Below are 25246 nucleotides of genomic sequence, written 5' to 3'. Positions count from 1 at the left end.
CCTGTGACGGAGCCGGCGGCGGCCGGAGAGGCCCTCGCCGCCGAGCCTGGGCGGTGGCTGGCCATCCACATCTTCTACGGCGGCAGCGCCCGGCCGATGCTGACCGAATGCATCCGGCCGCTGGTCGACGAGTTGCGCGCGCGGAACCTGCTGGCCTGCTACTTCTTCATCAACTACTGGCTCGAAGGCCCGCACGTCCGGCTGCGGCTCAAGCTCCGCACCGCCGCCGACGAGCCCGCCGTACGCGCCGCGGCCGATGCGGCCATCCAACGGTTCCTGACCGAACGACCGGCGCTGTACGAGCTGGACGCCGGTTACCGGGCGGAGCTCTACAACCTCCTGTTCGACCTGGAGTTTCCCCAGGGCAAGCCGGCCGAGCTGGTCGGCCCGGACGGCAACGTGCGGATGCAGCCGAACAACTCCTTCAGCTACCGCCCCTACGAGCCGGAGTACGGCAAGTACGGCGGCCCGGCCGGTGTCGCCCTCGCCGAATGGCATTTCGAGTACTCCAGCGACGTGCTGATCGACGCGGTCCGGACGATGAACCTCCACCTGCGGCCGGTGACGCTGGGCACCGCGGCGCAGCTGATGCTGGTGACGGCCGGCACGTTCCTGCCCGACCGCGCCGAGCTGGCCGAGTTCCTGGGCATCTACCACGACTTCTGGCACCGGGCCTTCGCCGGCACCGACTTCGTCAACGGCATCGACTACGCGACCATGTACGAGCGGCTGGCGCCGGACCTGGACCGGCGGTTCCAGCCCATCCTCGGTGCGCTGGACCGCGGCGAGCAGCACCGGTTGCCGGCGTTCCTGCGCGGCTGGGCCGAGCACGCCGCGCAACTGCGGGAGCGGGCGGGGCGGCTGGCCGAGTCGGGGCAGCTGACGTTTGCCTTCCCGGAGGGCACTCCCGCCGTCACTGTCACCGACCCGCGCGTGGCCCTGCCGCGGTTGCTCTCGCCGTACCTGCACATGACGAACAACCGGCTGTACGTCACACTCAGGGACGAAGCCTACCTGGCGTACCTGCTGGGCAGGGCGGTGCGTGACTCGTTGGCGGCGAGATGACCGACAGCGCGCTGAGCGACAGGGCGACGCTCCTCACCAACCGGCCGCGGGTGCGGTCGGACCTGCTGTTCTCCCGGGAGCTGGGCCGCGGGCCGGACCGGATCTATCTGGTGAAGGTCCGTGGCGGCAAGGCGTTCGAGGTCGCGGCCAAGGAGCGGTTCCTGCTGAGCCGGTTGGACGGGCAGCGGTCGCTGGCCGAGATCGGCGAGGAGTACGCGGCCCGGTTCGGCCGCCGGCTGGGCCCGGCGCAGTGGTCGCAGCTGCTGTGGCTGCTGCACCAGCGTGACCTGCTGCGGCCGCCCGGGGCGCCGGAGGGGCGCGCGGTCGCGCCACCGCGCACGCTGGGCCGGCTCGCCGCCGCGTTCGCGTGGGTCTTCTCGGCCCCGTCCGGCGTCGTCCTCGGTGTCGGGTTGCTGGCCATGTACGGCTCGCTCGCGGCGGCGGCTCCCGGACTGTGGCGGGCCGCCGCGCCGGCGTTCGGCGACTGGCGCCACGTGGCCGGGATCGCCGCGGTCTGCTACCTCAGCGCGATGCTGCACGAGCTGGCGCACGGCGTCGCGGCGATCCATTTCGGCTGCCGGGTCGTCCGGCTCAACCTGCTGGCCTTCAGCTGCCGGGTGGAGGAGTACCAGTACCTGCCCGCACGCGCGCAGCAGGTCGTCATCGCGGCCGCGGGCGGCGTGGCGAACAGCCTCCTCGTCGTCCCCTTCGCGCTCGCCTGGCAGGTGACAGCGGACGGCTCGGCCGGGCACCGGTTCGCGGCGGCGGTGGTCGTCGCCGGCGCGGTGCAGAGCCTCGTCAACTTCGTCCCAGTACCGCCGCTGGACGGGTACAAGATGCTCAGTCACCAGGTCGGCATGGTCGCGCTCGCCGAGGAGAGCCGCTGGTACCTCTGGTCGCGGCCCCGGTACTGGCTGACCCGACGCGGTCCGCGCTACCCGAGGCGGGCCCGGTTGGTGCTCGGCCTGTACGGCATGGCGTGGCACGCCACGATCGCCGGCGCCGGCACGGCCATCGCGTACGGCGCCGGTGACCTGTTGCGGCCGTACCTCGGTCACGCCGGGTACGCCGTGTCGGCGGCGGCCGTCGTACTGACCATCACCCTATGGCTCGCCAGCCGGCAGCGGCGTCCCGTGCGGGCCGCACCAACCCAGCAAACCGCGCACCACCAACGAACCCAGTGAGAGGCAAGGCGATGGAAACAAACGCAGAACCGGCCGTGGCGGTCACGCGGCTGAGCAAGTCCTACGGTGAGGTGCGCGCCGTCGACGACGTGACCCTGAACGTGCCGCGCGGCGAGTTCATCGGGTTGCTCGGGCCGAACGGCGCGGGAAAGACCACCCTGATCGAAATCATCGAAGGACTGCGGGTGCCGGATGCCGGCACCGTCACGGTGCTCGGCCACCGCCCGGCGCCGCGCAACCTGGCACTGCTGCCGTTGATCGGGGTGCAGACGCAGCAGTCGGCGTTCTTCCCGCGACTGACCGCGCGCGAGCACCTGGAGACGGTCGCGGCGCTCTACGGCCTGGACCGGCAGGCCGCGCAGCGGGCGCTGGACCAGGTCGGGCTGACCGATTCGGCCGATGTGCGGGTGTCCAACGTCTCCGGCGGCCAGCGGCAACGGCTCGCCATCGCCTCTGCCCTGGTGCACCAGCCCCAGGTGATCTTTCTGGACGAGCCGACCGGCGCGCTGGACCCGCAGGCCCGTCGGGACCTGTGGGTCATGCTGCGCCAGCTCAAAGGGGCTGGAAAGACCATCGTGTACACCACCCACCACCTCGACGAGGCGGAAGCGCTCTGCGACCGCGTCGCCATCCTGCACCGCGGTCGGATAGTGGCGCTGGACGCGCCGCGTCAACTCATCAGCCGTGCCGCCGTGGGCAGCCAGCTGTTGCTGCCGGTCGGCCGGCTCGCGCCGGAGCAAGCCCTCAACGTCGACGGTGTCGACTCGGTGACGGTGGAGAGCGACACGCTCATCCTGCACACCCAGCAGCTCCCCCAGGTGCTTGCCGCACTCGGCGCCACCACCGACCTGGCCGGGATGCAGACCAAGTCGGCCACGTTGGAAGACGTCTACCTGGAACTGATCGGAGCACAGTCATGACCGCCTTCGTGGCGCTGACCCGGGCCACCGTCAAGGCGAGCGCCCGGGACACGGCGACGATCTTCTTCACGTTCGCCTTCCCGCTGATCTTCCTCGTCATCTTCGGCCTGATCTTCCAGGGCCAGGAGGTGGAGGAGACCGGCAACGAATACATCGACTTCATCGCCCCGGGCGTGCTGTCCTGGGGGTTGGGCAACGCGGCGGTGTTCGGGATCGCCTTCATGCTCGTGCAGTGGCGCCGGGACGACCTGCTGCGGCTGATCCGGCTCACACCCTCCCGGGCCTCCAGCGTGATGCTCGCCCGCCTCGTCGTCGCCGTCTTCGTCGGGATCGCCCAGTGCGTGCTGTTCATCGCGGTCGCGATGCTTCCACCGTTCAACATGACGGTGGCCGGGCCCTGGCCGCTCGCGCTGCCCATCATGCTGCTGACCATCGCCACCTTCCTGGCGCTCGGGCTGATCATCGGTTCGGCGGCGAACACCCCGGAGGCGGTGGGAGCCGTCACCAACTGCGTCGTCATACCCATGGCGTTCCTGTCCGGCGCGTTCATCCCGGTCGAGCTCATGCCGGGTTGGCTGCAGAGCGTCTCGTACGCGATGCCGTTGCGCTACGTCGACGATGCCCTGGTCTACTCTCTCGCGGGCGCCGGTGAGGCGAAGGCGTACTGGGTCGCCTGCCTGGCGCTGCTCGGGTTCGGCGCCGTCTTCACCGCGGTCGGCCTGCGCCTGTTCAAGTGGGGCAACGAGGAATGACGCGTGCACTCCAGACCGCGCCGGAGGCCCCGCTCGCCGCCGGCGCGGTCCAGCTCCAGCGCGACCTCGACGCCCGATGGTCGGCGCGCCGGGTGCCCGGCGGCGAGCCGCCCGCGGTGGTCACGCTCGGTGCCGTTGACGTCACGATCGCCCCCGACCCGGTACGCCGCGCCGCCAACGTCCACCTGACCGGCGGCGCGGTGCTGCTCGGGCCGTGGGGCGGTGCTCCCGGTCACTCGAAGCCTTGTGGACACTGCCTTGGCGTGCGCTGGCAGCGCCTGCGTGGCCGCACCGAACGCGAAGCGCTGGAGGTCGGCCTCGGGCTCAACACCACCGGCGTCTGGCCGGAGCTGCCCGAGTACATTGTGGACGCGGTGTGGAGCCTGTTCTGCGCGCTCGTCGACTCGCCGCCCGCAGCCGGCGCCTATCTCGACCCGGACAGTGCCACGCTGTCCCGGATCACCTCGGTAGAGCTGGGCGGTCTGCGCTCCTACACGGTGCCGCTGCTGCGCGAGCCGCTCTGCCCGAGCTGTGCCGATGCCGTACCGGACGGCGCGACGCCGTTCGAGACGCCGCGATCGCGCCCGAAACCCCAGCCGGACCGGTACCGTGTGCGCGGCGTGCACGACTACCCCCTGCCGGTCGGCGCGCTGGCAAACCCGGTGTGCGGCGCCATCGGGGCGGGCGCGCTGATGAACCCCGTACTGCCGACGACCGCCGCGGTGACCGGCGGCGTCTTCAACCGTGGCTACGCGGGCCTGATGGACATCGCCTGGAGCGGGCACGCCAACAGCTTCGCCGACAGCCTGCGCCTGGCCTACCTCGAAGGGGTGGAACGCTACGCCGGCACCCACCGGCGCCGCCCGGGCCCACCGCTGGTCGCCGCGTACACCGAGGTCGCCGACCGGGCACTCGATCCGACCTCCTGCGGCTTGTACACCGACGAGACCTACGACGCCGACCACATGGTGCGGCGGTTCGAACCCTCCAGACCGATCCCCTGGGTATGGGGACACCGGATGCGCGGCGGCGAACCGATCCTGGTGCCGCGGCGGTTCTGCTTCTACATGTCAGGGGCGGACGGGGACAACTTCGTCCTCTCCTCGTCCAGCGGCTGTGCCACCGGCGGCTGCCTCGAGGAGGCGATCCTGTACGGGCTGCTGGAGCTCGTCGAACGGGACGCCTTCGTGCTCGGTTGGTACGGCCGGGAGCGGTTGCGTCGCATCGACCTGGACTCGTGCGACAGCGCCGCGGTGCGCACGATGGTCGACCGCGCCCGGCTCGCGGGCTACGACGTGCTCGCCTTCGACAATCGCATCGACCTGACCGTGCCCGTGGTCACCACGGTGGCGGCGCGCCGCGACGGTGGACCGGGGCTGTTGTCGTTCGCTGCGGCGGCGCACCTGGCGCCGGAGCGCGCCGTCGCCGCCGCGCTCTCCGAAACGCTGACTTACATCCCGCTCAAGCGCCGAACGACCCTGCGACGGCGGCACCAGCTCGACGCCATGGCCGAGGACTACTCGCTGGTCCAGACCGTGCACGACCACGCCGACCTGTTCGGCCTGCCGGCGATGCGCGAACACGCCGAGGACTATCTCGCCGATCGCCCACTCGAGTCGATGGCTGCGGTGTACGGCACGCCCCGGCCGCCCGATCCCGACCTGGGCCAGGACCTGCAGGGGGTACTGGACGAGCTGCACGGCAAGGGCTACGACGTGATCGTCGTCGACCAGACCACCCCGGAGCAGCTCGGGATGGGGCTCCGTACCGTCTGCACGATCGTGCCCGGCCTGCTGCCGATAGATTTCGGCTGGCGTCGCCAACGGGCCCTCACGATGCCCCGGCTGGAGCGGAGACTGCGCGAGCGGGGCGGTGCGGTCGACGGGCCGCGGCTGGTCCCCCATCCGTTCCCGTAACGTCGCGTTCGTTACGGCGGTGGCCGCCAAGCTCTGATGCGCCTGCCGGCCACCGCCGTCAACCGTTCTCCACGGTCAGGCGCTTGTCGCCGCGCACGAGGTGGAGCTCGTGCAGCTGCAGCTCGACGTGGTGGCGCACGACGTCGACGCAAGAACGGCCTCGGTGACGTCGGTGTAGTCGGCGATCGAGAAGGTCTCCGTCTCCAGGGCGAGGATCTCCTCGGCCAGGAGGTCGAGGTCGGTCTGATCGTTCATGGGCACTCCTCGGTATGGCGGTGGTGGCCGCCGCGTTCGACCGCGCCGGCCACCACCGGGTCCACTGCTGATCGGCTGGTCAGCCGCAGCAGGAGCTGGACGAGTTGGAGCTCGTGCACGACGTGGTGCTGCTGCAGCACGAGGTGGTGGCGGAGCAGGAGGTCGAGGCGAGGACCGCCTCGGTGACGTCGGCGTAGTCGGAGATCGCGAAGGTCTCCGTCTCCAGGGCGAGGATCTCCTCCGCGAGGAGGTCGAGTTCGTTCTGCGCGTTCATGGGGACTCCCTTGTGCTGTGTCGGGGCCGGACTCTCCGGACGAGGGCCTGGCTTTGCCACCACAGTCCACCGGGTGACGCTCACCGATCGGCCACAGCGCGCTGGCAGGGCGCCGACCGACGATGACAGTGACCTGTGAGCGCGGTGACGAAGACTTGGCACATGGCCATCCGGGCGCTGGCGCCGACCGGTGCGGTTCACGGCGACATCCTGCGTGCGGCGATGGGTTTGTACCGGCACCTGCACGCTAACCCCGAACTGTCCGGAGCGGAGGCACAGACCGCCGTGGCCTTCGCGGCCAGGCTGCGCGCATTCGGCTTCGACGTCACCACGGGGGTGGGTGGGCACGGGGTGGTGGGCAGGCTCACCAACGGCGCCGGCCCGACGGTGTTGTTGCGCGCCGAACTGGACGCGTTACCCGTTGCCGAGGAAACCGGGCTGCCCTATGCCAGCGGCGTTGTCGCCCGGAGCGCCGACGGTGCCGAGGTCCCGGTGATGCACGCCTGCGGGCACGACCTGCACCTGGCCTCGCTCGCCGGCGCCGCCGCCGTGCTCTCCGCCGACCGGGAGCGCTGGCGGGGGACGCTGTTGGCGGTCGGCCAACCCGCCGAAGAGACTCTGCTCGGCGCGGCGGCCATGATGGACGACGGGCTCTACCACCGCTGGGGCCGCCCCGACGTCGCGCTGGCACAGCACTCCGCGCCACTTCCTGCCGGGATGGTGGCACACGGCGAGCTGATGACGGCAGGTTCGGTGACCCTGGAAATCACCATCGACGGCCAGGGCGGACACCCGGCGATGCCCCACCTCTGCGTCGACCCCGTGGTCACCGCCGCCTCCATCGTGACGCAGTTGCAGACGATCCGTTCCCAGCGGATCGCCCCGTCCGAACCGGCGGTGCTCACCGTCGGGCAGTTCTCGGCCGGCAGCCGCGCCAACGTGATAGCGGACAGCGCGACGATCGGCGTCACGATGCGCGCGTACTCGGCCGCGACGCTGAGCCAGATGCGGGAGGCGGTCGAACGGATAGTCCGGGCTGCTTGCACCGCCGCCGGCACGCCCGGCGATCCCCGCATCGCCGTGGTCGCGCAGGCCCCGGTCAACCGGCCCGATCCCTGGGTCACCGCCCGGGTACGCGCGGCGCACGCGGACGCGTTCGGCGCCGTCCGGGTCGGCGGATGGCCGCCGTCGCTGGCCGCCGAGGACTTCCCCGTGTTCGGCGTGGACGGCGTGGCCACCGGGTACTGGATGCTGGGCACGATCAGTCCAGCTCAGTGGCGTGCCGCCGCCGGCGACGCGGCTGCCAAGCTGGTACAGATCCCGGGCAACCATTCGCCGCGGTTCGCCCCGCACGCCGCACTCGCGCTGCCGACCGGGATCCAGGCGCTGGTGAGCGCCGCACGCTGCTGGCTCGGTGCGGACCCGGACGATCAACGACTCCAGGCTGCCAACGGCACTGAGGGATCAGCGACAGCCCATCCAGTTACGTGAACTGTTACCGAAAGATCAACAACCCGAAAGCAACTCGCGGCCAGGCCGCATCCGGGTACCGCGCCGCCCTGGAAACGCACACTTCGCCCTGAGCTAGGGCACCATTCGGGAGTTGAGCCGTCGGGTCGGCAGCCCCAGTCCGGCCAGCAGGGTGTCGGCGTGCCGGCCCACGCCGTCCACGGCCGCGTCGACCAGCCCGCCCAGGGTCCGGGCCGCGGCCGCGTCCAGGGTGCCGCGTTCGAGGTGCCAGGCGCGGTGTTCGTGCAGGTCGCGCAGCCCGTACAGCAGCTCGGCCGCGGCCAGCGCGTCCCGGGCCGGGCCCGGCTCCTCGGCCCCGACGGCGTGCCGGAACGCCTCCGCGACCAGCCGCCGCTGGTGGGTGGTGGCCAGCGCGACCGCGTCCACCAGGTGCGGGTTCCAGGACTCGAACGGGGAGCCAGCATCGTGCCGTACCGCCTCGGCCAGTTCCAGGTGCAGGGTCGCCTCCTGGTGGCGCACCAGGTGCAGGCGTTCCCGGGCGTCGGTCAGGTCACCGACAACCCGGTCGACCGGCCGGTCCGGTGCCGGACCCTCGATCATCGAACGAGCGGCGTCCAGCAGGATCAGCAGGTTGTCGCCGCCGGCCGAGTTGTACGACTCGGCCATGCCCTCGTACGCGATGATCCGGTTGGCCGAGAGCACCCCCTGCGCACCGCTGCGCCGCCGGCACTCACCGGCCACCCCGGCGCAGATCTCTGCGGCGGCCGCCTTGGCCAGCGCGTTCCCCCGGTGCGCGGCGACCCACGGCGACCAGGTGATGGCGCCCTCGTCGGTGGGCGCCTCCTCGACCGACCAGGGCCGGGCCAGGAAGTCCTCGACGGCGTGCCGGACCAGCGCGGTCACCGCGTACGCCTCGGAGAGTGCGCCGTAGAGCGCGTGGCGCTGGGTCTGGTAGTCCAGCACCGGCCGGTTCGGCGAGAGCCGGCCCAGCGTGGTGCGCTTGTTCGCGTAACGCAACGCCACGGCCACTGCCGCCCGGGCCGCCGCGGCGAGCCCGACCGCCCCGGCCAGCGACGCCCACGCCGAGAGGCAGAGCGAGCGCAGCATCCGCCGATCGGCGCTGCCCAGCGGGTCGAGATATTCGCCCGCCTCGCTGATCGAGGCACTGTCCCGCAGCCAGTGGTCGTACGGCACCCGCACCCCCTCGAAGGAGGCGATCGAGTAGTCCAGTGGCACCGGACTGGTCCCGGGCAGCGGCTCCACCACCACCCCGGGCGTGAGCCCGGACCGTTCCCGCAGCGGCACCACGAACGCGAAGGTGCCCCGGGACTGCCCGGCCACGATCAGGTCCGCGTACACCGTGCCGATCTTCGCCACCCCGGGCAGCGCGATGCTGGCCATCAGCTTGCGGGCGCCGGGGTGCGGGGTGTGCAGCCGGAAGGTCCTGGTCTCCGGCTCGTAGTGGGCCTGGGTCTGTAGCGCGATGTGGTTGTTGCCCTGGCCGAGTTCGGTGATCAGAATGGCGCCCACCGCGTCCAGCCGGTCCAGCCGGTCGGTCGCCGTGACCAGCGAGGCGTCCGGCCGGCCCAGGTCGCGGATGCTGGTCAGCACCACCGCGTAGTGGATCGCCGCCGCGGCGAACAGGGACGGGTCTACCACCGCCGTCCACTCCAGCACTGCGGCCATCTTGCGGGAGTCCTTGAGCAGCGTGGAGGCGCCGCCCACCAGCTCGTTCACCACCTCGAGCTGGGCGTAGGTCCGGCGGGCGTACTCGTCCAGGTGCCGGGGCGGGTCGGCGGCGAACAACGGCCGGTCCAGCGCGGAGTCCAGGGTACGCAGCAACTGCTCCTCGGTTCCGACGGCGATCCTCACGCGTGCGCCTCCTTCGGCTCGGGTAGTGCGGTGGCGGCGGCCCGGAGGGCCTGGGCATGTTCGATCTCGAAGACGTGCCGGGGGTCGAAGGCGTTGACCTCGAAGACGCACTCGGCGCAGACCCGGCCGCCCTGCGACACCTGGGCATGCCCGACCAGCGGCACCCGCTCGGCGGTGCCCGGCGCGGTCTGCTCCAGCCAGGCCCGCAGGGTCGCGGCGAACGGGAAGACGAAGCGCGGGAAGTCGAACCGGCAGGCGTGCATCACCGGGTACCGCCGCACCCCGTCCGGGGTGGCCGGCACCAGTTCGTCCACCAGCCAGGTGAGCAGTTGGATGCCCGCCTCGATGAGCAGTACGCCCGGCACGTGCTGGCGCTCCGCGGTGTGGTCGGTGAGCAGTTCGGTCTCGTTCGGCACCACCAGGGCGGCGGTGGCCACCCCGTCGACCACGGTGGGCTCGCCGACCAGGACGTTGTCCTGCCGGCGCTTGATCACCCGGTGCCGGGGAATGGTGTCGGGCGGGGCCGGTCCGAACTCGACGGCCGGGCCGGCACCGTCCGTCTCGGCGGCGACGCGCAGCCCGCGCCAGGTGGTGGCATCGACGCCCAGCCCGGCGTGTACCCGCAGCCGGCGGGCCGGGCCCGCGACCGCCGCCCGGGCGATCTCCTCGTGCAACTCCCCGACGGTGAGCACGTCCGGCAGCCCGGTCGCCCGGACGAAACTCTCGCCGACCACCCAGACGTCCGCCGGTTCGTCGCTCATCGGGCCGGATCCGATGCCGTCGCTCATCGCGAACCCCCGCAGCGGAGCATGACCGATCCCCAGGTGACACCGGCGCCGAATCCGGTCAGCAGGGCCAGGCTGCCGTCGGCCAGCCGGCCCCGCTCGGCCGCGTCCGCCAGCGCGTAGGCGATCGACGCCGCGCCCAGGTTGCCGACCCGGTCGCCGATGATGTGCAACTGGTCCGGGCGTACCCCGGCCGCCTCGGCTACCCGGCGCAGCAGCGCCGGGTTCGGCTGGTGCGAGATCAACACGTCCACGTCGGCGAGCTTCACACCGCCGGAACGGACCCCGCTGGCCAGCAGCCGCGGGAACACGTCGGCGATGAACGCCGCCACCGCCCGCCCGTCCATCCGCAGGTAGTGCGCGCCGTCGGCGAGCGTCTGCCCGGTCGCCGGCCGGCGACTGCCACCGGCCGGCACCAGTACGTGGTCCGCCTGACTACCGTCGGCGCCCCAGCTGAATTCGGAGAAGCCGTACCCGGGGCGGACCGGGCCGAGTACGGCCGCCGCCGCGCCGTCGCCGAAGAGTACGGCGGTGGCCCGGTCCGCCGGATCCACGAACCGCGAGTAGCTCTCCGCGCCGATGACCAGCGCGTACCCCTCGCCGCCACCGGTGGCCACCAGCCAGTCGTGCGCGACCCGCAGCGCGTAGAAGAAGCCGGTGCAGGCCGCACCGAGGTCGAAGGCGGCGGCCCTGCTGGCGCCGAGCCGGACCTGCACCCGGCAGGCGGTGGACGGGCCGAAGTCGTCCGGCATGGAGGTGGCGACCACCAGCAGGCCGATCTCGTCCGGCCTCAGCTCGGCGTCGGACAGCGCCCGGCCGCCCGCCGCGACCGCCAGGTCCGAGGTGGCCTCGCCGGCAGCGGCGGCGTGCCGGCGCCGCACGCCGGTACGCTCCACGATCCATCCTGTGGACACCGCGCAGGCGGCGGCCACCTCCTCGTTCGTCCGGACCCGGTCCGGCAGGTGGCTGCCGGTTCCGAGCACGCCTATGCCGCCGTAGATTCCCATGACCCTCCCCGTCCCCCGGAGCCGGGCGCGCGTCCCCGACACGCCGGACGGTCACCGGCGGTGGGATGGCGGCCGACAAGCTGACCCAGTTAACCGACGATATAAGTCGATCTTCCACAGAGGACCGGTAGATACACGGGATCGGCGCCGAGATACACGGGATTGGCACGCCGCAGACCAGCGCCTCGTCCAGTCTCGGGCGGCGAGGCAGTGTCGTGGAACGCGACGATCTCGGTGATCTGCCTGCCGACCTCCGTTCCCCGCTCTGGTCTACCAGGTGCCGGCGCGGCGGTCCCGCCAGGCTCGCCCGTCCGGGTCGTAGACCAGCCGGTACGCCGGGACCGCCCAGAGCCGCTGGTGCCACGGCAGCCGGCTCGTCTCGTGCGGGACCAGCCGCCCCGGCGGCCGGGGACCCCGCCGGCCGCCCGCGTGCCAGTCCCGCAGCGCGTTGGCGGCGGCGTCGATGGCGTCGACCGCCGAATCCGGGTCGAGGAGATCGGCGTCGTCGCCGGAGGTGCGGTCCAGGTGCTCGCGGAGCAGGGCCAGCCGCAACTCACGGGCGAAGCGGCGGGCCCCGTCGCCGAGGTCGGCCGGGTCGCGGGGCGCCCGCTCGTCGTGGGTGTCGTCGAGAATGGCGCAGGAGAGTTCGCTGTCGTGGGTCCAGGAGCGCCGGTTGAAGTTGTCGCTGCCGACGCTGCACCAGACGTCGTCCACCACACAGACCTTGGCGTGCACGTAGACGGGGATGCCGGCGTGGTTCTCCACGTCGTACACGTGCACCCGGTCCGCGGCGGCCTCCCGGCACAGTGCGATGGCCTGCTCCCGACCGACCTGGTTGGGTGGCAGTGCGAGCCGACCGTCCACGTCCGGATGCCGGGGCACGACGGCGACCAGGTGCAGGTCGGGGTTGTCCCGGAGCGCGTCGGCGAAGAGTTTCGCCACCTCCCGGGACCAGAGATACTGGTCCTCCAGGTAGACCAGCCGACGGGCCCGCTTGATCGCCTTGGTGTAGCCACGGGCGACGCTCTGCTCGCCGGACCTGGCGAAGCGGTAGGCCGGCCGCATCGCCGGATAGGTGCGGAGCAGCTGGATCCGGTGCGGTCCACAGGGCGGCGGGTCGGGCGGCTGCGGCGGCAGCCGGTCGGCGTGCAGGTCCGCGCCGTCAAGCTTGTCGCGTACCGTGCTGATCGGCCCGTGCTGGTCCAGCGGCGCCGGGTCGGTCCAGCGCTCCCGGAAGGTGAGGTCGAGCGCACCGACGACCGGGCCGCGCAGCGCGAGCTGCACGTCGTGCCAGGGCGGGCGGTCGCCGTACGCCCTGGCCATCCGCACCGCCTGCGGGTCGCCGCGATGGTCGGCGTCGTCGCGCCGGCTGTGACACAGGTCGATGCCGCCGGCGAACGCGACGTCCCGCTCCGGCTCGGCCGGATGCCGGAGTACGACCAACTTCTGGTGGTGCGAGCCGCCACGCCGGACCCGCTGGTCGAGCAGTACCTCGCCACCGGCCGCCTCGACCGCCTCGCCGAGGTGCCGGTTCTCCTCCTCGCTGTAGGTGAACCGGTCGAGGTGGGAGCGCCAGATCAGGCCCTTGACGACGACGCCGCGCCGGGCGGCGGCGGAGAGCAGCCCGCCGATGGTGGGGCCGTCGTCGCGCAGCCGCTCGTCCGGGTCGCCCCGCCAGTCGGTGAAGAAGACGTGGTCGCCTTCTTCGAGGGCTTCGACCTCGGTGGCGAGCCGGTCGAAGTAGGTGGCGCCGTGGATCAGTGGTTCGGCCAGGTTGCCCTCCGTCCACACCGGGAGGGCGGAGTCGGGGTTGTCCCGCTCCGCCTCGCTGAGAAACCAGTCCTGAACAGGCACGCGGCACCTTCCGCTAGGCGATCACCTCACGGTAGGACGGGCGCCGCCCACCCGCATCCCGTACGCGGCACTCGGCCAGTACGACGGACTCGCCCTACCGTCCTGGCGGCTTGAACGGGTAGTCCAGATGGCGGCTTTGAAGGATGGGGTGCCTGGCGCTACTGTCCCACGTCGTGACCAAGTATCGAATCGGTCTTTTCCTCACCTGCGCCTTGGCCTTCACCGTTTCAGCATGCGCGGGGGCAGAGCCGGCGCAGGAGCACTCAGCAACTTCGGCAACTTCTGCTCCGGGGCCGTCCCCTACTGTTCTGATGATTCCACGGGTCATCGTATCCGCCGGCCATGATTCGGACCCCGGCACTAACTGGTCGGAGCGTCTGGAAGTAGAGCCTCACGGAGCATGGGAGTGTCACAACTGCGCGGGTGATGACAAGACAACCTCTGGCAAACTCAACGAAATCCAGATTCGCGACCTGCACTCGCTGTTGAATGACCCCACGTTCGCTGAAGAGGACATGTGGAAGAGGCCTAAGCCAAAGTGCGAAGGCGAGTGGTTCTCCACCCTGGCCTCCCGAGCCACAATCGTTGCTTGGCAAGACTGCCCGGGTGACGGACCGCCGCGAACGACCGCAGCCATCCTTCGCGTGCTGACCGATGGCACCCCGTTGGTGGTCAAAGCACCCGCTGCATGACCGAACAGGCGGCCAAGTGCTGCTAGTCGTCTAGGTGCAGGTCGAAATAGGCCTGGACCGGGCCATAAAACGGATACGGCACGTACTCCACGAGCAGGCTCCGGTTACACCAGGCAAGCTCGACAAGCTCCTCCTCGTCCGCGACGTATGCCGTCCCCTTCAGCACCCGGCACACGACGTACACCATTTTGCGTCCCGTCGCGGGATGGATGCGCTCGCCGAGGCGCTGCACCGAGTGGACCGTTAGGCCGGTCTCTTCGCCGGTTTCCCGGACTGCGGCCTCCTCGGCGGACTCCTCTGGTTCCACCTCCCCCGCCGGAAACTGCCACGAGAGCTGACCTTCGTTCACACGCCGCCTCACCAGCAACACCCGGCCGTCGTCCACGATGACGGCAGCAGCGATCAACGCTCGGTCATATCGCTGGTTCACGATGACTCCCTCAACGCCTCCGATGCAGGAGCCTCCGGCCAGCACACCGGGCACACACACCTCTTGACAGCAACCTCTGGGCCGTCGCCGACGACCGCTCCGGGACAGTCGTGCGGGGTGTCGCTCGACAGCGGCGGCCGGACGGCCAGCCAACAGGGCATACAGATCGTCGTGCCGGTCATCGGACACGCGCCAGGGCCGCCCGGAGGTAGTCAAGGGTCGCATCCTCGGGCAGCGTGCCCGAGCGCAGGAGCCGGACGGCTGCTTCTCGCCGCAGCACGTCGGCCGCCCAGAGCGGGACCGGGCAGCCCTCCGGCGTGCAGTTGAGGCACCTTCCGCCGCGGTCGTGCACGTCGCTCGCCAGTCGGGCGACGGAGTACTCGATCGCAGGGCTCCAGTCCCCAGCGATCCCGCCGCTCATCGGTCGGGTCCATCCACGCGGCGCCAGCGGCCCGCTTCGAGCCGGTAGTCCCGAACGCCGTGCAGCTCGTTGACCACCCACCAGAGTGCATCGAGCAGCAGATCGACCAGCCTCACCACGACGTACTTCATCTGGCGGCCATGGCGTCGAGGATGGCGCCGACCCGGACCATCAGGGTGATGCACGGACCGTGGTCGGGGTACCTGCCGCACCAGGGCGAGTGTCCCCACACCCGCAGCCAGCCGACATCCCCCCGATACGTGATCGGTCCATGGGTCGTGGAGACGACCACGTGGGGTCGGCGGTCGAGAGCCGGGGAGATCAGTTCCAGCCAGTCCGTGGGTTCGAGGCGAAGTACGAGGCCCGCCGGGATCCGCTGGACCAGGACCGCTTCGAGCACGCGTTTCTTGGCGCGGGCCGCTTCGGCGTCTTCCTCGGCCTGCGCTCGTTCACAGATCCGGTCGGCCCGGTACTCGTCGAGAGCGGACTTCCACCTTCCCAGCGTGCCCATCGGTCCCTCCCAGTCGAACCGGGGAGGCATGGCGGCCGGGTCCCTCTACTGAACCCGTTCCGGCCGCCACGCCCCGCTTGGACGGGCGGCACCCAACGGGGGAAGGGTGTCGCCCGGCGGACGCGGCAGGCTTGCGGAGCCGCGTCCAGTGAGGGCGGTCACGGTGGGATGAACAGCTACGCGGTACCTGAGGGCACCCGCCCGTCCGACATCCGCGCCGCGACCGTGCAGTCACCGTAGATACCGCGCAACTGGGTGAGGGGTACGTCACGTACCCGGATACACGGCGTACCCCTTACGGAGTAACTCCGGCTCGTTGAGCCAGCTCAACCGCCTCGGACCGGATCGACGCCGGGGCCTCGGTAGCCAGTCGGGCCAACATGTCCCGGGCCGCAGGGTTGTATCTGACCGTCTCCGGCGAAGTCGCGTCAGCCTTGTGAAGAAGATGAAGGGTCGCTTCCCGCGCGCCCTCGATGTCCGCGCTCCGGGCCAGTTCGACGTAGTGTCGCCCGCGTCGCTCCGTCGAAGGTATCGACGCCGGGTCGAGCGAGTGCGCCCGCCGCTGGGCTTCCTCCGGGTCGCCGAGGTCGACGGCGCACATCACCGCGTAGACGTCGACCAGTGGCCGGGAGACCCGGGTGCGCAAACCGACGAAGTTCTCCGGCAGTACTCGATGCACCACGTTCCGGGCCGTCTCCCAATCCGACCAGGCGCCCTGATCTCCGGTCCGTGCCCGGGTCAACGCCGAGCACAGGTGCAGGTCGGCCAGTATTTCGGCATACTCGACCGGCCCGTCCGCAACGCGCGGCTCGATGAGCGCCTTCGCTTCGCCGAGCCGGGCAAGCGCCTCGTCGCCGCGGCCGACGGACCGGAGCAGGTGGGCGGCGTACCAGATGGCCTGCGCGACGGCGATCGGATCGTCGGCGTCGAGGGCGGCCGCCATGCCCCGGTCGACAGTCAGCCAGCACAGTTCGCGGTCGCCGTGCCAAGCCAAGAACGCTTGGGCGAGGTGGTACGACTGGGCCAGCATGGCGAGCGACTGACGCCGCTCTGCTCCGGCGTGCAGCCGCACGGCGCGCTGGGTGGCGTCGAGCAGGCCGGGCAGGATCGCGCCCGCCTCAGACCGCTGATGCCGGGAGGTGTGCCATGTCTGCCACGCCGAATCAACCGCGCCCCGCAGATACTCCGGCGAGGCGGGTACGCCGTCGATGTTGACGTGCCACGCGGTCAACGCTCGGCGGACATCCTCGACTCCGGGGTGGGTGGGTCGACCGTCAAGGGACAGGGTGACGGCCGGACCGAACAGGTCGCCGAGGTCCCGGACGCCCAAGTGGGGTGCGATCTGCTGCGCGGCGCGCAGGGTCAGGGACCGCTTGCCGTTCTCGATGAACTTGACGGTCGTCGGGGAGAGCCCGGCGAGCCCGGCGAGACGTTCCCGGGACAGTCCCGCCGCGCGGCGTAGACGCTCGACCCGCATGCCTGGTGTGGGTTCGGTCTGATCGGTCATGGCGCCACCTCACCGCATTGGGTACATCGTGTACCCGACGGTACGCGGACTCAGCCAGCAGCGCCAGGAACGTATCCGGTCCGCCGCCACTACTCCCCGGCTGGAACATCATGTACGACAAGGCGTAGATGATGTTCCAGCCGGGTCTGACGCGTCACTGCCCCGCCGCAGCCGTCAGCTCGTCAACGGCAGGGTGAGCCGGCTCGGCGAGAGCTGCACGGTGACCCCGGCGGCCGACATGTCCGTGGTCAGGTATTCACCGTGGTTGGCGACCAGCACCAACCCGATCCGGCTGCCGACCGGGAAGATGTAGTCCTTCGGCTCCAGCCGGATCGTCACCGTGTAGGCGGTGCCCGGGGTCAGCGGCGTACCGGTCGTCAGCGAGCTGTGGTTCTTGGTGTCGATGGCGCCCCGGCTCACCACCCGGGTCGGCGCCCCGTCGGTGTAGTGCACCAGCAGGGCGGTCAACGGCGTACTGGTCGAGGTGGCGCTGAACCGGACCTCCGCCGTGCCGGCCCCGGCCAGCCGACGGGCGGTGGTCAGCGCCGGGGCGAGGTAGACCAACCGGTTCGGCTTGGCGGTCTCCGGCTGGCTGGTCATCGCGAACTCGAACTGGCCCCGGCTGTCGGTGAACGACTGGTTGACCGCCGGACCGGGCGAGGTCAGCAGGGTGCCGGCGGCGCCGGTGCCCGGCCCGCCGAGGTAGAAGTCGGTCGAGGTGACCGTCCCCGGCCAGCTCGGGTAGGTGTTCGTCGCGCCGCCGGGCCGCTTGATGGTGGCCTGCGGCTCGTCCATGATCCCGTTGGCGATGTCGTAGAGCCAGTAGTCCATCCAGCGGCCGACGGTGTCCCGCCCGACCAGGTCGCTGCCGAACGGGTCGGTGTGCGCCCCGTCGTGCAGCCACAGCTTGCGCGGCACGCCCTGGGCGGCGATGGCGTCCCAGTACCGGCCGAACTGGGTGGTCTTGGTGTTGCCGTCCTGCTGGCCGTGGACCAGGAAGACCGAGGCGTCCACCGAGGCCGCCCCGTCCCGGTAGTCACGCTGCTGCCAGAAGGCGTTCAGGTCGGCGGTCGCGTCGTCGGCCGCGTCGCCGAGGGCGGTGTAGCGGGCGGCGCACTCGGCGTCGTGCGCGGGCGAGGAGACGTACCGGGCCAGGGATTCGGGGTAGCGGCTGCCGAAGCCGCCGTACGCGATTCCCTGGGCGCGGGCGTAGTCGTACCAGGCGGAGATGCTGGCGATCGGGACGATCGTCTCCAGCCCGTCGATGCCGGTCTCGGCGACCGCGATCGGCAGGGTGCCGGCGTACGAGACACCGATCATGCCGACCGAACCGGTGCTCCAGTCGGCGACCGCGGGCGTACCGTCGGAGTAGGTGGCGGTGGCGCGCCCGTTTAGCCAGTCGATCGCCGCGCTCGCGCTGCGGACGTCCTCCGGGCCGCCGATGGTGGCGCAGCCGTCCGATCCGGCGGTGCCCTGCATGTCGACCTCGACGACGGCGTAGCCGCGCGGCACGAAGTAGTCGTCGTACCAGGCGGTGAAGTGTGCCGGGACGATCAGGTTGCCGCGCGGCGCGGTGCTGTCCCCGAAGTACGGGCTGGCGTGCATCACCGTCGCCACCTGGAGCCCGGTCTCGGTCTCCTCGGGACGGATCACCTGCACCGCGATCCGGTCGGTCGAGCCGTCGCCGTCACTGTCCATTCCAGAGTTGACGTAGACGGTCTCCTGGATCGCCGCGTCCCTGGCGAAGACCGGCTGGGTGGCGCCGTTCTCGATCACCAGGCCGGGCGGCGCGGCAGTGGCCGGCGCCGTGCCGACCAGCACGCCTCCCGCCGTCATCGCCCCGGCCAACAGGGCGGCGGCGAACGATCTGGACATGGCTGTGCCAACGCGATAGCGCATGGTCCCTCCCCCGTACCGGACACGTGGCGCCACCATATCGACCTAGCGCGATCTGACGGAAGTCGATGTGATGTTCGTGATGCGGACGGCATCCGCGCCGGGACGCGGCGGCGGTGACGACCCGACGGTCCGGGGCGGTCGCGCGTTCAGTCGAGTGGCACGCTGGTCAGCACCGACGTGGTGGGCTGGGCCGAGCCGGCGGCCGGTTCGACGGTTACCGCGACCCCGTTCATCCGCGACAGTCCGGCCAGCACGGCGCTGTCGTCGCCGGCCCCGGCCGTCAGCACCCCGGCCGGCCGAGGGGTCGTCCCCTCGATCAGCCACAACTGGTACGCCCGGTCGGCCGGGACCGGGGGTGCACCGGCCAGCAGCACGACTCCGGCGTCCCGGCCCGGGGAACTGAGGACGGTCAGCCGTCCCCCGCCGGTCAGCCCGTTGCGCCGGACCACCAGGTCCGGCTGGTCGAGGATCTCCTGCATCCGGTCCAGCTCGGCCCGGGCGGCGACGGTGGCCGCCCGCTCGTCGCGTACCCGCTGCTGCTGCACGAGGTAGCTGGTCACCCCGGCGGCCACCGCCAGTACGGCGGCGGCGACGGCAGCGGCGGTGACCGTACGCCACCGGGACAGCACACTCCGGCCGTCCCGGCCCGGCCTGGGCCCCGGTCGCTCCTGACGGGTCCGGGACACCTGGGCCAGCACCTCGGCCCTCAGCCGTGGCGGCGGCACCGACCATGCACCGTCGGCCAGCCGCGCGGCGGTCTCCAGCAGCTCGCCGACCTCGGTCGCGCAGGACGGACAGTCGGCCAGGTGCCGGTCGAAGGCGGCCCGTTCGAGGTCATCGACGGCGTCCAGCACGTACGCCCCGACCAGCGTGTGGATGTCGCTCACCTCGTCACCTCCACCCCGAGTACGCCGAGACAGTCCCGCAACCGGATCAGCCCGTCCCGCATCCGGGTCTTCACCGTCGGCAGCGCCGCGCCGAGCAGCTCCGCGACCTCCCGGTAGGTGTGCCCGGCGTAGTAGGCGAGGGTGATCGCCTCGCGTTGCAGCTCGGTCAGGTCACCGAGGCAGCGGCGTACCTGCTGTTGCTCCAGCCGGCGGGCGGCCTGGTCCGGCACCTCGTCGTGCGGGGTCTCGGCCGGGCTCGTGGCGACCCTGACCTGACGCTCGGCACTGGCCTGCTCGGCCCGGACCCGGTCCACCGCCCGGCGGTGCGCGATGGTGCAGATCCAGCTCGTCGCCGAGCCGCGCGCCGGGTCGAACCGGGTCGCCGTGCGCCACACCTCGACCAGTACCTCCTGGGCGACCTCCTCGGCCTGCGCGGGATCCCGCAGCACCCGGCGGACCAGCCCGTACACCCGGGGGGCCACCAGGTCGTAGAGCCGGCCGAACGCCGCCTCGTCGCCGAGGGCCACCGCCCGCAGCAGCCCGTCCGCCTCAGCCCGCCCCGCGTCCGGCTCCGGCCGGGGTGAGGGTACCGGGGTGAGGTGGTCGGGCCGGCGCCGCGCGCCGCTGGGATCCGTCATGGCACCAGCCTTCCTTCGGTGGTCCGCCCGGACCACGAGTGGTATTGGACACGACGATCCGCCGGATCGGTATCCACGGATCTGCCGGTATCCGGGCCCGGTCACTAGACGGCGACGGTGCCCAGGGCACGGCCGGCGAGGACCAGCCCGACGACGAGCACCAGCCCGGCCGTGCCGAGCGGTGCGGCGGAGGCGAGCGCCGTCAGCCGGACCCAGCGCAGGGCCACCCGGTCGCGCCGCCGCCGCTGGTCCCACCGCTCCCGCAGCCGGACCACCAGCAGGCCCGCGGCGGTCAGCGTGGCGGCCATGCCGAGGCCGTAGCCGATCACGAGCAACACCCCGAATCCGGTACGCCCGAGGCCGATCGCGCCGAGCAGGATCACCAGGGCGGACGGGCTGGGCACCAGTCCACCGGAGACGCCGAGCCCCAGGATGCCAAGCCGGCTGGTTCCGTGGTGATGGTGGTGGTGCTGCCCCGCCCCGTGGCCGTGCGGGTGGTCATTCTCGTGGGTGTGGCCGTGCGTGTCGTCGTGCCCGTGCCCGTGGCCATGGGCATGGGCATGGGCATGGGCATGGGGCTGATCGTGTCCGTAGGCGTTGGCGTGGGTTCGGTGGTGGTCGACTGCCGAGCGGGCGCGACGACGGCGGACGAGATCGAGCAGCATGCCCGCGCCGACCACCGCGATCAGGCCGCCGCTGACCACGCCGAGCCAGCCGAGCACGGTCTCGCCGACCAGCCCGGCGACCGTGGTCAGCAGCAGGCCGAGCACCAGCACCCCGCCGGTGTGCGTCAGCGTCACGGTCGCGCCGACCGCCACGGCGTCCCTCGGCCGGCCGGCCCGACCGGCGAGGTAGGCGGCCATCACCGTCTTGCCGTGGCCGGGCAGTGCGGCGTGTGCCGCGCCGAGCACCAGGGCGAGCAGCACGGCGAGCGTCCCGACCAGCGGCGTCACCTGCCGGCTGCCGACCAGGTCACGCAACCGCCGCTCGGCAGCCGCCGTCCAGCCGGCGACGGCCGAGGACGACTCGCCGGAGGTGGGCGCCGCGATGCCGTCCACCGTCGCGGCCCCCGGACCCGCAGCACCGCCGTAGGCACCCGGCTCCACTCGCAGCCGCGCCGCGCGTACGTCCAGCGGGGAGCTGAGCAGGTCTTCCGGGTACGCCCGCAGCCCCTCGCTCACACTCGCCACCGGCAGCGGCGAGTCGACGATCCGCACCCCGGAGCCGACGGCGGTCAGCTCGCGCCAGCCCACCCGGTCGACCCGGTACCGGTTGACGATCTCGACCGTCGTCGCGGAGCCGAGTACGGCGTCGGCGGTCAGCCGGCACCGTAGCCGGCTGGTGGGCAGCCCGGCGGCACCGGAGGCGTACTCGAAGGCGGTGTCGCCGACCGCCCAGCCCAGCCGGCGGCCGGCGACGGTGACCTCGAAGTCCCGGGCCAGCCCGGCGCAGCTCGCGACGGCGTGCGCGGCGCGTTCCGGACCGCTCGCGCTGCCGTCACCGTTCGAGTCGACCGTGCCGGACTCCTGCAACGTCGGCAGTTCGGCGAGGTCGACCTCGGCGGCCACCACGACCCGGTCGGGGCGGAGTTCCACCGCCGCCGACTGGTTGACCGAGAAGTTGCCCAGCGGGTGGGCGCCGGCCGGGCGCGGCGGGGCGGCCAGCGCACCGGCCAGCCCCAGCGAGAGTCCGACGACGACCAGTAGCGCGATCCGTCTCATGCTGACCCCAGTCCGGCGAGGGCGCGGGCGGCGGCCGGCGCGTCCAGTGTGGAGAAGTACGGGTTGACGTCGAGCGCCCGCCCCAGGTCGCGCCGGGCGGCCGCCCGGTCCCCCAGGGCGAGTTCGATCATTCCGAGGTGGTAGGCGTACCGGGCGTTCCGGGCGCCCAGCGACTCGGCGCGCCGGGCGTAGCCGAGTGCCTCGGCGTGCCGCCCGTTCGCGTGCAGCGCCCAGCCGAGTAGGTCGGCGACCTCGGCGAACTGCCGCCGCTGCCACTCCCGGCGGGCCAGGGTCAGCGCCTCGGCCGGACGGGACCGGGCCAGCGCGAGAGCCGCCCCGGTCAGGGCGTCGGTGCCGCCGTTGGCGGTGAAGAGCTGGTGCGCGGCGTGCGCCAGCTCTCGCTGCGCGTCGGCCTCGGCGCTCCGGCCGGCGGCGTCGAGCAGGTCGGCGTATTCGAGGAGGTAGCCGGGGGTCGGTGACCGGGCGATGAGGTCGGCGTAGCCGGCGACGGCCTGGTCGAACCGGCCCCGGGCGGCGGCCACCTTCGCCCGGCCCTGGAGCAGCGGCAGGTAGCCGGGATCGGCGGCGGTGCCGGCGGCGTACTCCCGCTCCGCGCCGGCCAGGTCGCCGGCGTTCCAGGCCAGCTCGCCGAGGTGGTAGCGGCAGAAGGCCACATCGGCCGGATCGAGAGCGGTGTCGAGGGCCTGCCGCAGCAGGGCGGTCGCCTCGGAGATCCGGCCGCGCTGCTCCCGGTCGTAGGCGGCCCGGGTCAGCGCGGTCAGCCCGGGGCGCAGGTCGAGCAGGCGTTGCACCGCCTCGGTCGCGGCGTCGGCCCGGCCCAACTGGGTCTCGGCGTCGGCGAGTACCGCGTACGCTTCCGCGCTGTACGGATTGACCCGCAACGCCTGCCGGGCGTGCCGGGCGGCACCGGCGAAGTCGTGCCGGGCGTTCGCCAGGGCGCCGAGCCCGGCCAGCGCCGGGTCGTTGCCGTCCGGGCGTACCGCGAGGGACCGGCGCAGTGCCCCCTCGGCCTTGCCGAACCAGCTCGGGTCCGCCGTGATCCGGGACTTCTCCAGGTACGCCAGGCCGAGCGCCGCCCAGCTCCGGTGGTCGCCGGGGACCCGGCGGAGCTGCTCCTGCGCCCGGTCGATCGTCACGGCAAGCCGGTCGACCCGGGGTACGACCTCGCCGGTGACCGCCGCCGGTGCCGGTGCACGGAGCCCGAGCACCCCGCCGACGCCGAGCAGCAGCACGGTGGCCAGTCCCAGCACCACCAGGGAACGGACCCGGATCCGCAGTAGCCGCCTCATCTCTCCGCTTCCTCTCCTCCGCGATTCCTTCGGTCTCCGGGCCCGGGGCATGGCCGGCACGCGACCCGCCATGCCTCCGGGGCCGGGGTGCTACAGCGGTTGGGTGGGTTCGGAGTCGACCGGCGCGGGACGGCGACGCCAGCGCAGCCAGCCGACCAGCAGCAGCGTGCCGAGCGCGGCGGCCACCCCGGCCAGCCCCCAGGCGACGGTGGTCGCGACCATCGTCGCGGGGGTGTCGCCGCCGTCCCGGCTGGCCAGTCCGGCGAGGCTGCCCGGGGTCACCGACGGGTCGGCGGGTTGCGGCGACCCGTCGGCCTGGTCGCCGCCGTCCGGAGCCGCCCCGGCGCCGGCTCCGGTGCCGCCGCCCTTGTTGACCGCGCCGACGTTCGGCAGGGCCAGGTACGGGAAGGAGCCGCCGAACCGGTTGTCGTTCGCGTCCACCCGGTCTCCGGCGGCGAGCGCGTCGACCAGCTTGCCGGTTTGCGCCGCCCCCTCGACGGCCTGGATCGCGATGTCCACGGCGTCGTCGGTGAGCCGCCGCCCGTTCGGGAAGCCCTGTAGGTCGCCGCCGAGTACGCCCAGCCGGTTCGGCGTCGCGGCGACCGGCGTCGACAGGTTGAGCCGGAGCATCTCGGCGGGCTGGAACCGGCCCGGCGACACGTCCTGGTTGTTGAGCTGCGAGTTGAGGTCGACCTTGATCGGGCCGTCCGGTGTCCTCGTGGTGATCCCGGTCAGGAAGATCTCCACGAGATCCTGCCGGGGCGTCGCCGGAGCCGGTACGCCGTAGCTGGTCTCGATCAACCGGGGCAGCTCGGGGTTGGTCACCCGGGCCACCACCTCGGGGATGGTGGCGTCCTTCTCCGGCGGCAGCGAATTGAACGCGTCCTTCAGCTTCGCCGGCACCACCACCTCGTTGACCAGCGGGTTGCCCAGCCGGGAGACCTGCACCCGGTCGCCGCCGCGCGGCACCTCGCCGACCTTGCCGGAGATCCGCACCCGGGGCCGGTCGGTGGTCGCCCAGACGCCGATCACCGGGTTGCGCTTCGGGTCGCCGCGCAGCGCCACGTCCGAGAACGGCACCTGGAGGGCGATGCTGTTGACGTTGTAGCCGGCCAGGGTGTCCTGGCCGGTCTCACTGAGGTCCCCGCCGTAGAGCAGGTCGAAGACCCGCAGGTCCAGGAAGAACGGGTCGTCGGCCTGGCCGGCGAAGACCTTCCAGCCGCCGGGCAGCGTGGTGGTGGCGTCCCGGCGCAGCTTGGCGTAATCCGGCATGGCGGCGTTGCCGACCCGGGACGGTGCGACCGGCCCGCCGGTGACCCGGGTCTTGAACGGCTCGCCGTCGAACGACGACTCCAGCTTGTAGGTCTGCCGGAACAGCAGGTTCTCGTCGTCCAGCGCGGTGACCGGGCCGTTGTTGTAGAGGAACGTCGAGCCGCCCCGCCGGTCGACGTTCTGGAACGTCCACCGGAACGTCGCGTCCGGCTTGGCGTCACCGTCGTTGTCGACCTTGATGTTGTACGCCGCGTCGGTCGCGAACGGGTAGAAGTTCGGTCCCCCGTTCGGCTCCTCGAACGGTGTCCAGTTGGCGATGAACGTGAGGTAGCCCGGGCGCTCGGGACTGACGAAGGCGTACAGGTCGGTGTTGTCGATCGCCGGGTCCGTGGCGACCAGCGGCGCCTCGCGGTGGCTGGACGCCCCGGCGGTGGTCGGCCCGAGGCCGGCCACCGCACCGGCGAGGGCGACGCAGGTCGCGGCGGCCAGTGCCGTGGTCATCCGCCGCGCGGGCCGGCGCCGTGACGCCGGGCCAGGTGTCGTGGTCATCTTTCCTCCACTCTCGGTGCAGACGCTGGTGTCGTCTGCCGAGGATTCGGAGGAG

General features: G+C 72.0%; 22 protein-coding genes and 1 pseudogene. 7 read left to right on the top strand and 16 right to left on the bottom strand.

All coding sequences use genetic code 11. The features are described from left to right. Positions 1-3: 3 nt before the first annotated feature. Genes ACSMXO_RS13795 through ACSMXO_RS13775 form a run of 5 tightly spaced genes read left to right on the top strand, consistent with a single transcriptional unit; the run spans position 4 to position 5837 of the window. Complete coding sequence (locus ACSMXO_RS13795) at positions 4-1065, top strand: lantibiotic dehydratase C-terminal domain-containing protein (protein WP_455419233.1); 1062 nt, start codon at positions 4-6, stop codon at positions 1063-1065. Further along, the gene (locus ACSMXO_RS13790; protein WP_455418028.1) at positions 1062-2249 is read left to right on the top strand and encodes a peptidase M50; all 1188 of its coding nucleotides are present in this window, start codon (positions 1062-1064) and stop codon (positions 2247-2249) included. Before ACSMXO_RS13795 ends, ACSMXO_RS13790 begins: the two co-directional genes overlap by 4 nt. After that, positions 2246-3169, top strand: coding sequence for an ABC transporter ATP-binding protein (locus ACSMXO_RS13785; RefSeq protein WP_346257811.1), 924 nt, complete (start codon positions 2246-2248; stop codon positions 3167-3169). The genes ACSMXO_RS13790 and ACSMXO_RS13785 overlap by 4 nt, the downstream gene beginning before the upstream one ends. Continuing rightward, the gene (locus tag ACSMXO_RS13780) at positions 3166-3921 is read left to right on the top strand and encodes an ABC transporter permease (protein WP_346257684.1); all 756 of its coding nucleotides are present in this window, start codon (positions 3166-3168) and stop codon (positions 3919-3921) included. The genes ACSMXO_RS13785 and ACSMXO_RS13780 overlap by 4 nt, the downstream gene beginning before the upstream one ends. Beyond that, entirely contained in the window at positions 3918-5837 is a 1920-nt protein-coding gene (locus ACSMXO_RS13775) for a TOMM precursor leader peptide-binding protein (protein WP_455418027.1), read from the top strand. Before ACSMXO_RS13780 ends, ACSMXO_RS13775 begins: the two co-directional genes overlap by 4 nt. A 75-nt stretch (positions 5838-5912) precedes the next feature. Here the strand turns inward: ACSMXO_RS13775 and ACSMXO_RS13770 are convergent, their stop codons facing one another. After that, complete coding sequence (locus ACSMXO_RS13770) at positions 5913-6092, bottom strand: thiazolylpeptide-type bacteriocin (protein WP_346257686.1); 180 nt, start codon at positions 6090-6092, stop codon at positions 5913-5915. A gap of 79 nt (positions 6093-6171) precedes the next feature. Beyond that, positions 6172-6366: a thiazolylpeptide-type bacteriocin gene (locus tag ACSMXO_RS13765; RefSeq protein ID WP_318397877.1), complete on the bottom strand. Its 195-nt coding sequence runs from the start codon at positions 6364-6366 to the stop codon at positions 6172-6174. Positions 6367-6528: 162 nt separating this feature from the next. Here ACSMXO_RS13765 and ACSMXO_RS13760 point away from each other — a divergent pair. Further along, a pseudogene (locus tag ACSMXO_RS13760) lies at positions 6529-7770 on the top strand (amidohydrolase); the annotation flags it as partial. Between the two features lie 180 nt (positions 7771-7950). Here the strand turns inward: ACSMXO_RS13760 and ACSMXO_RS13755 are convergent. From ACSMXO_RS13755 to ACSMXO_RS13740, 4 genes are all read right to left on the bottom strand, one after another. After that, positions 7951-9708, bottom strand: coding sequence for an acyl-CoA dehydrogenase family protein (locus ACSMXO_RS13755; protein ID WP_455418026.1), 1758 nt, complete (start codon positions 9706-9708; stop codon positions 7951-7953). Then, positions 9705-10469: an AfsA-related hotdog domain-containing protein gene (locus ACSMXO_RS13750; RefSeq protein WP_346257688.1), complete on the bottom strand. Its 765-nt coding sequence runs from the start codon at positions 10467-10469 to the stop codon at positions 9705-9707. The genes ACSMXO_RS13755 and ACSMXO_RS13750 overlap by 4 nt, the downstream gene beginning before the upstream one ends. A gap of 23 nt (positions 10470-10492) precedes the next feature. After that, the gene (locus ACSMXO_RS13745) at positions 10493-11500 is read right to left on the bottom strand and encodes a 3-oxoacyl-ACP synthase III family protein (protein WP_455418025.1); all 1008 of its coding nucleotides are present in this window, start codon (positions 11498-11500) and stop codon (positions 10493-10495) included. Positions 11501-11770: 270 nt separating this feature from the next. Continuing rightward, on the bottom strand, positions 11771-13354 hold the full coding sequence (locus ACSMXO_RS13740) for a phospholipase D family protein (protein ID WP_455418024.1): 1584 nt from the start codon (positions 13352-13354) through the stop codon (positions 11771-11773). 173 nt (positions 13355-13527) lie between these two features. Between ACSMXO_RS13740 and ACSMXO_RS13735 the strand changes: the two genes are divergently transcribed. Beyond that, on the top strand, positions 13528-14046 hold the full coding sequence (locus ACSMXO_RS13735) for a hypothetical protein (protein WP_455418023.1): 519 nt from the start codon (positions 13528-13530) through the stop codon (positions 14044-14046). A gap of 22 nt (positions 14047-14068) precedes the next feature. On the opposite strand, the gene ACSMXO_RS13730 is transcribed toward ACSMXO_RS13735, so the two are convergent. From ACSMXO_RS13730 to ACSMXO_RS13685, 10 genes are all read right to left on the bottom strand, one after another. After that, positions 14069-14476 (bottom strand): NUDIX hydrolase, encoded by a 408-nt coding sequence (locus tag ACSMXO_RS13730; RefSeq protein ID WP_346257692.1) that lies wholly within the window; start codon positions 14474-14476, stop codon positions 14069-14071. A 417-nt stretch (positions 14477-14893) separates the two neighbouring features. Next, complete coding sequence (locus tag ACSMXO_RS13725; protein ID WP_346257693.1) at positions 14894-15028, bottom strand: hypothetical protein; 135 nt, start codon at positions 15026-15028, stop codon at positions 14894-14896. Further along, positions 15025-15408 carry a hypothetical protein gene (locus ACSMXO_RS13720; protein WP_455418022.1) on the bottom strand — a complete coding sequence of 128 codons (384 nt, stop codon included), beginning with the start codon at positions 15406-15408 and terminating at the stop codon, positions 15025-15027. Before ACSMXO_RS13720 ends, ACSMXO_RS13725 begins: the two co-directional genes overlap by 4 nt. A gap of 295 nt (positions 15409-15703) precedes the next feature. After that, complete coding sequence (locus ACSMXO_RS13715) at positions 15704-16915, bottom strand: helix-turn-helix transcriptional regulator (protein ID WP_346257694.1); 1212 nt, start codon at positions 16913-16915, stop codon at positions 15704-15706. Positions 16916-17089: 174 nt separating this feature from the next. Beyond that, the gene (locus ACSMXO_RS13710; RefSeq protein WP_455418021.1) at positions 17090-18790 is read right to left on the bottom strand and encodes a CocE/NonD family hydrolase; all 1701 of its coding nucleotides are present in this window, start codon (positions 18788-18790) and stop codon (positions 17090-17092) included. Positions 18791-18960: 170 nt separating this feature from the next. After that, complete coding sequence (locus tag ACSMXO_RS13705) at positions 18961-19701, bottom strand: anti-sigma factor (protein WP_455418020.1); 741 nt, start codon at positions 19699-19701, stop codon at positions 18961-18963. Continuing rightward, positions 19698-20339: an ECF RNA polymerase sigma factor SigK gene (sigK, locus tag ACSMXO_RS13700; protein WP_455418019.1), complete on the bottom strand. Its 642-nt coding sequence runs from the start codon at positions 20337-20339 to the stop codon at positions 19698-19700. The genes ACSMXO_RS13705 and sigK overlap by 4 nt, the downstream gene beginning before the upstream one ends. Positions 20340-20443: 104 nt before the next feature. Continuing rightward, positions 20444-22060 (bottom strand): HoxN/HupN/NixA family nickel/cobalt transporter, encoded by a 1617-nt coding sequence (locus ACSMXO_RS13695; RefSeq protein WP_455418018.1) that lies wholly within the window; start codon positions 22058-22060, stop codon positions 20444-20446. Then, positions 22057-23370: a tetratricopeptide repeat protein gene (locus ACSMXO_RS13690; protein ID WP_455418017.1), complete on the bottom strand. Its 1314-nt coding sequence runs from the start codon at positions 23368-23370 to the stop codon at positions 22057-22059. Before ACSMXO_RS13690 ends, ACSMXO_RS13695 begins: the two co-directional genes overlap by 4 nt. Before the next feature lie 90 nt (positions 23371-23460). Beyond that, on the bottom strand, positions 23461-25191 hold the full coding sequence (locus ACSMXO_RS13685; RefSeq protein ID WP_455418016.1) for a DUF4331 domain-containing protein: 1731 nt from the start codon (positions 25189-25191) through the stop codon (positions 23461-23463). Positions 25192-25246: the final 55 nt, after the last annotated feature.

The organism is Plantactinospora sp. DSM 117369, assembly GCF_053764795.1.
Note: the sequence above shows the minus strand (reverse complement) of the source record. Positions and strands in the feature narration are given on the sequence as shown.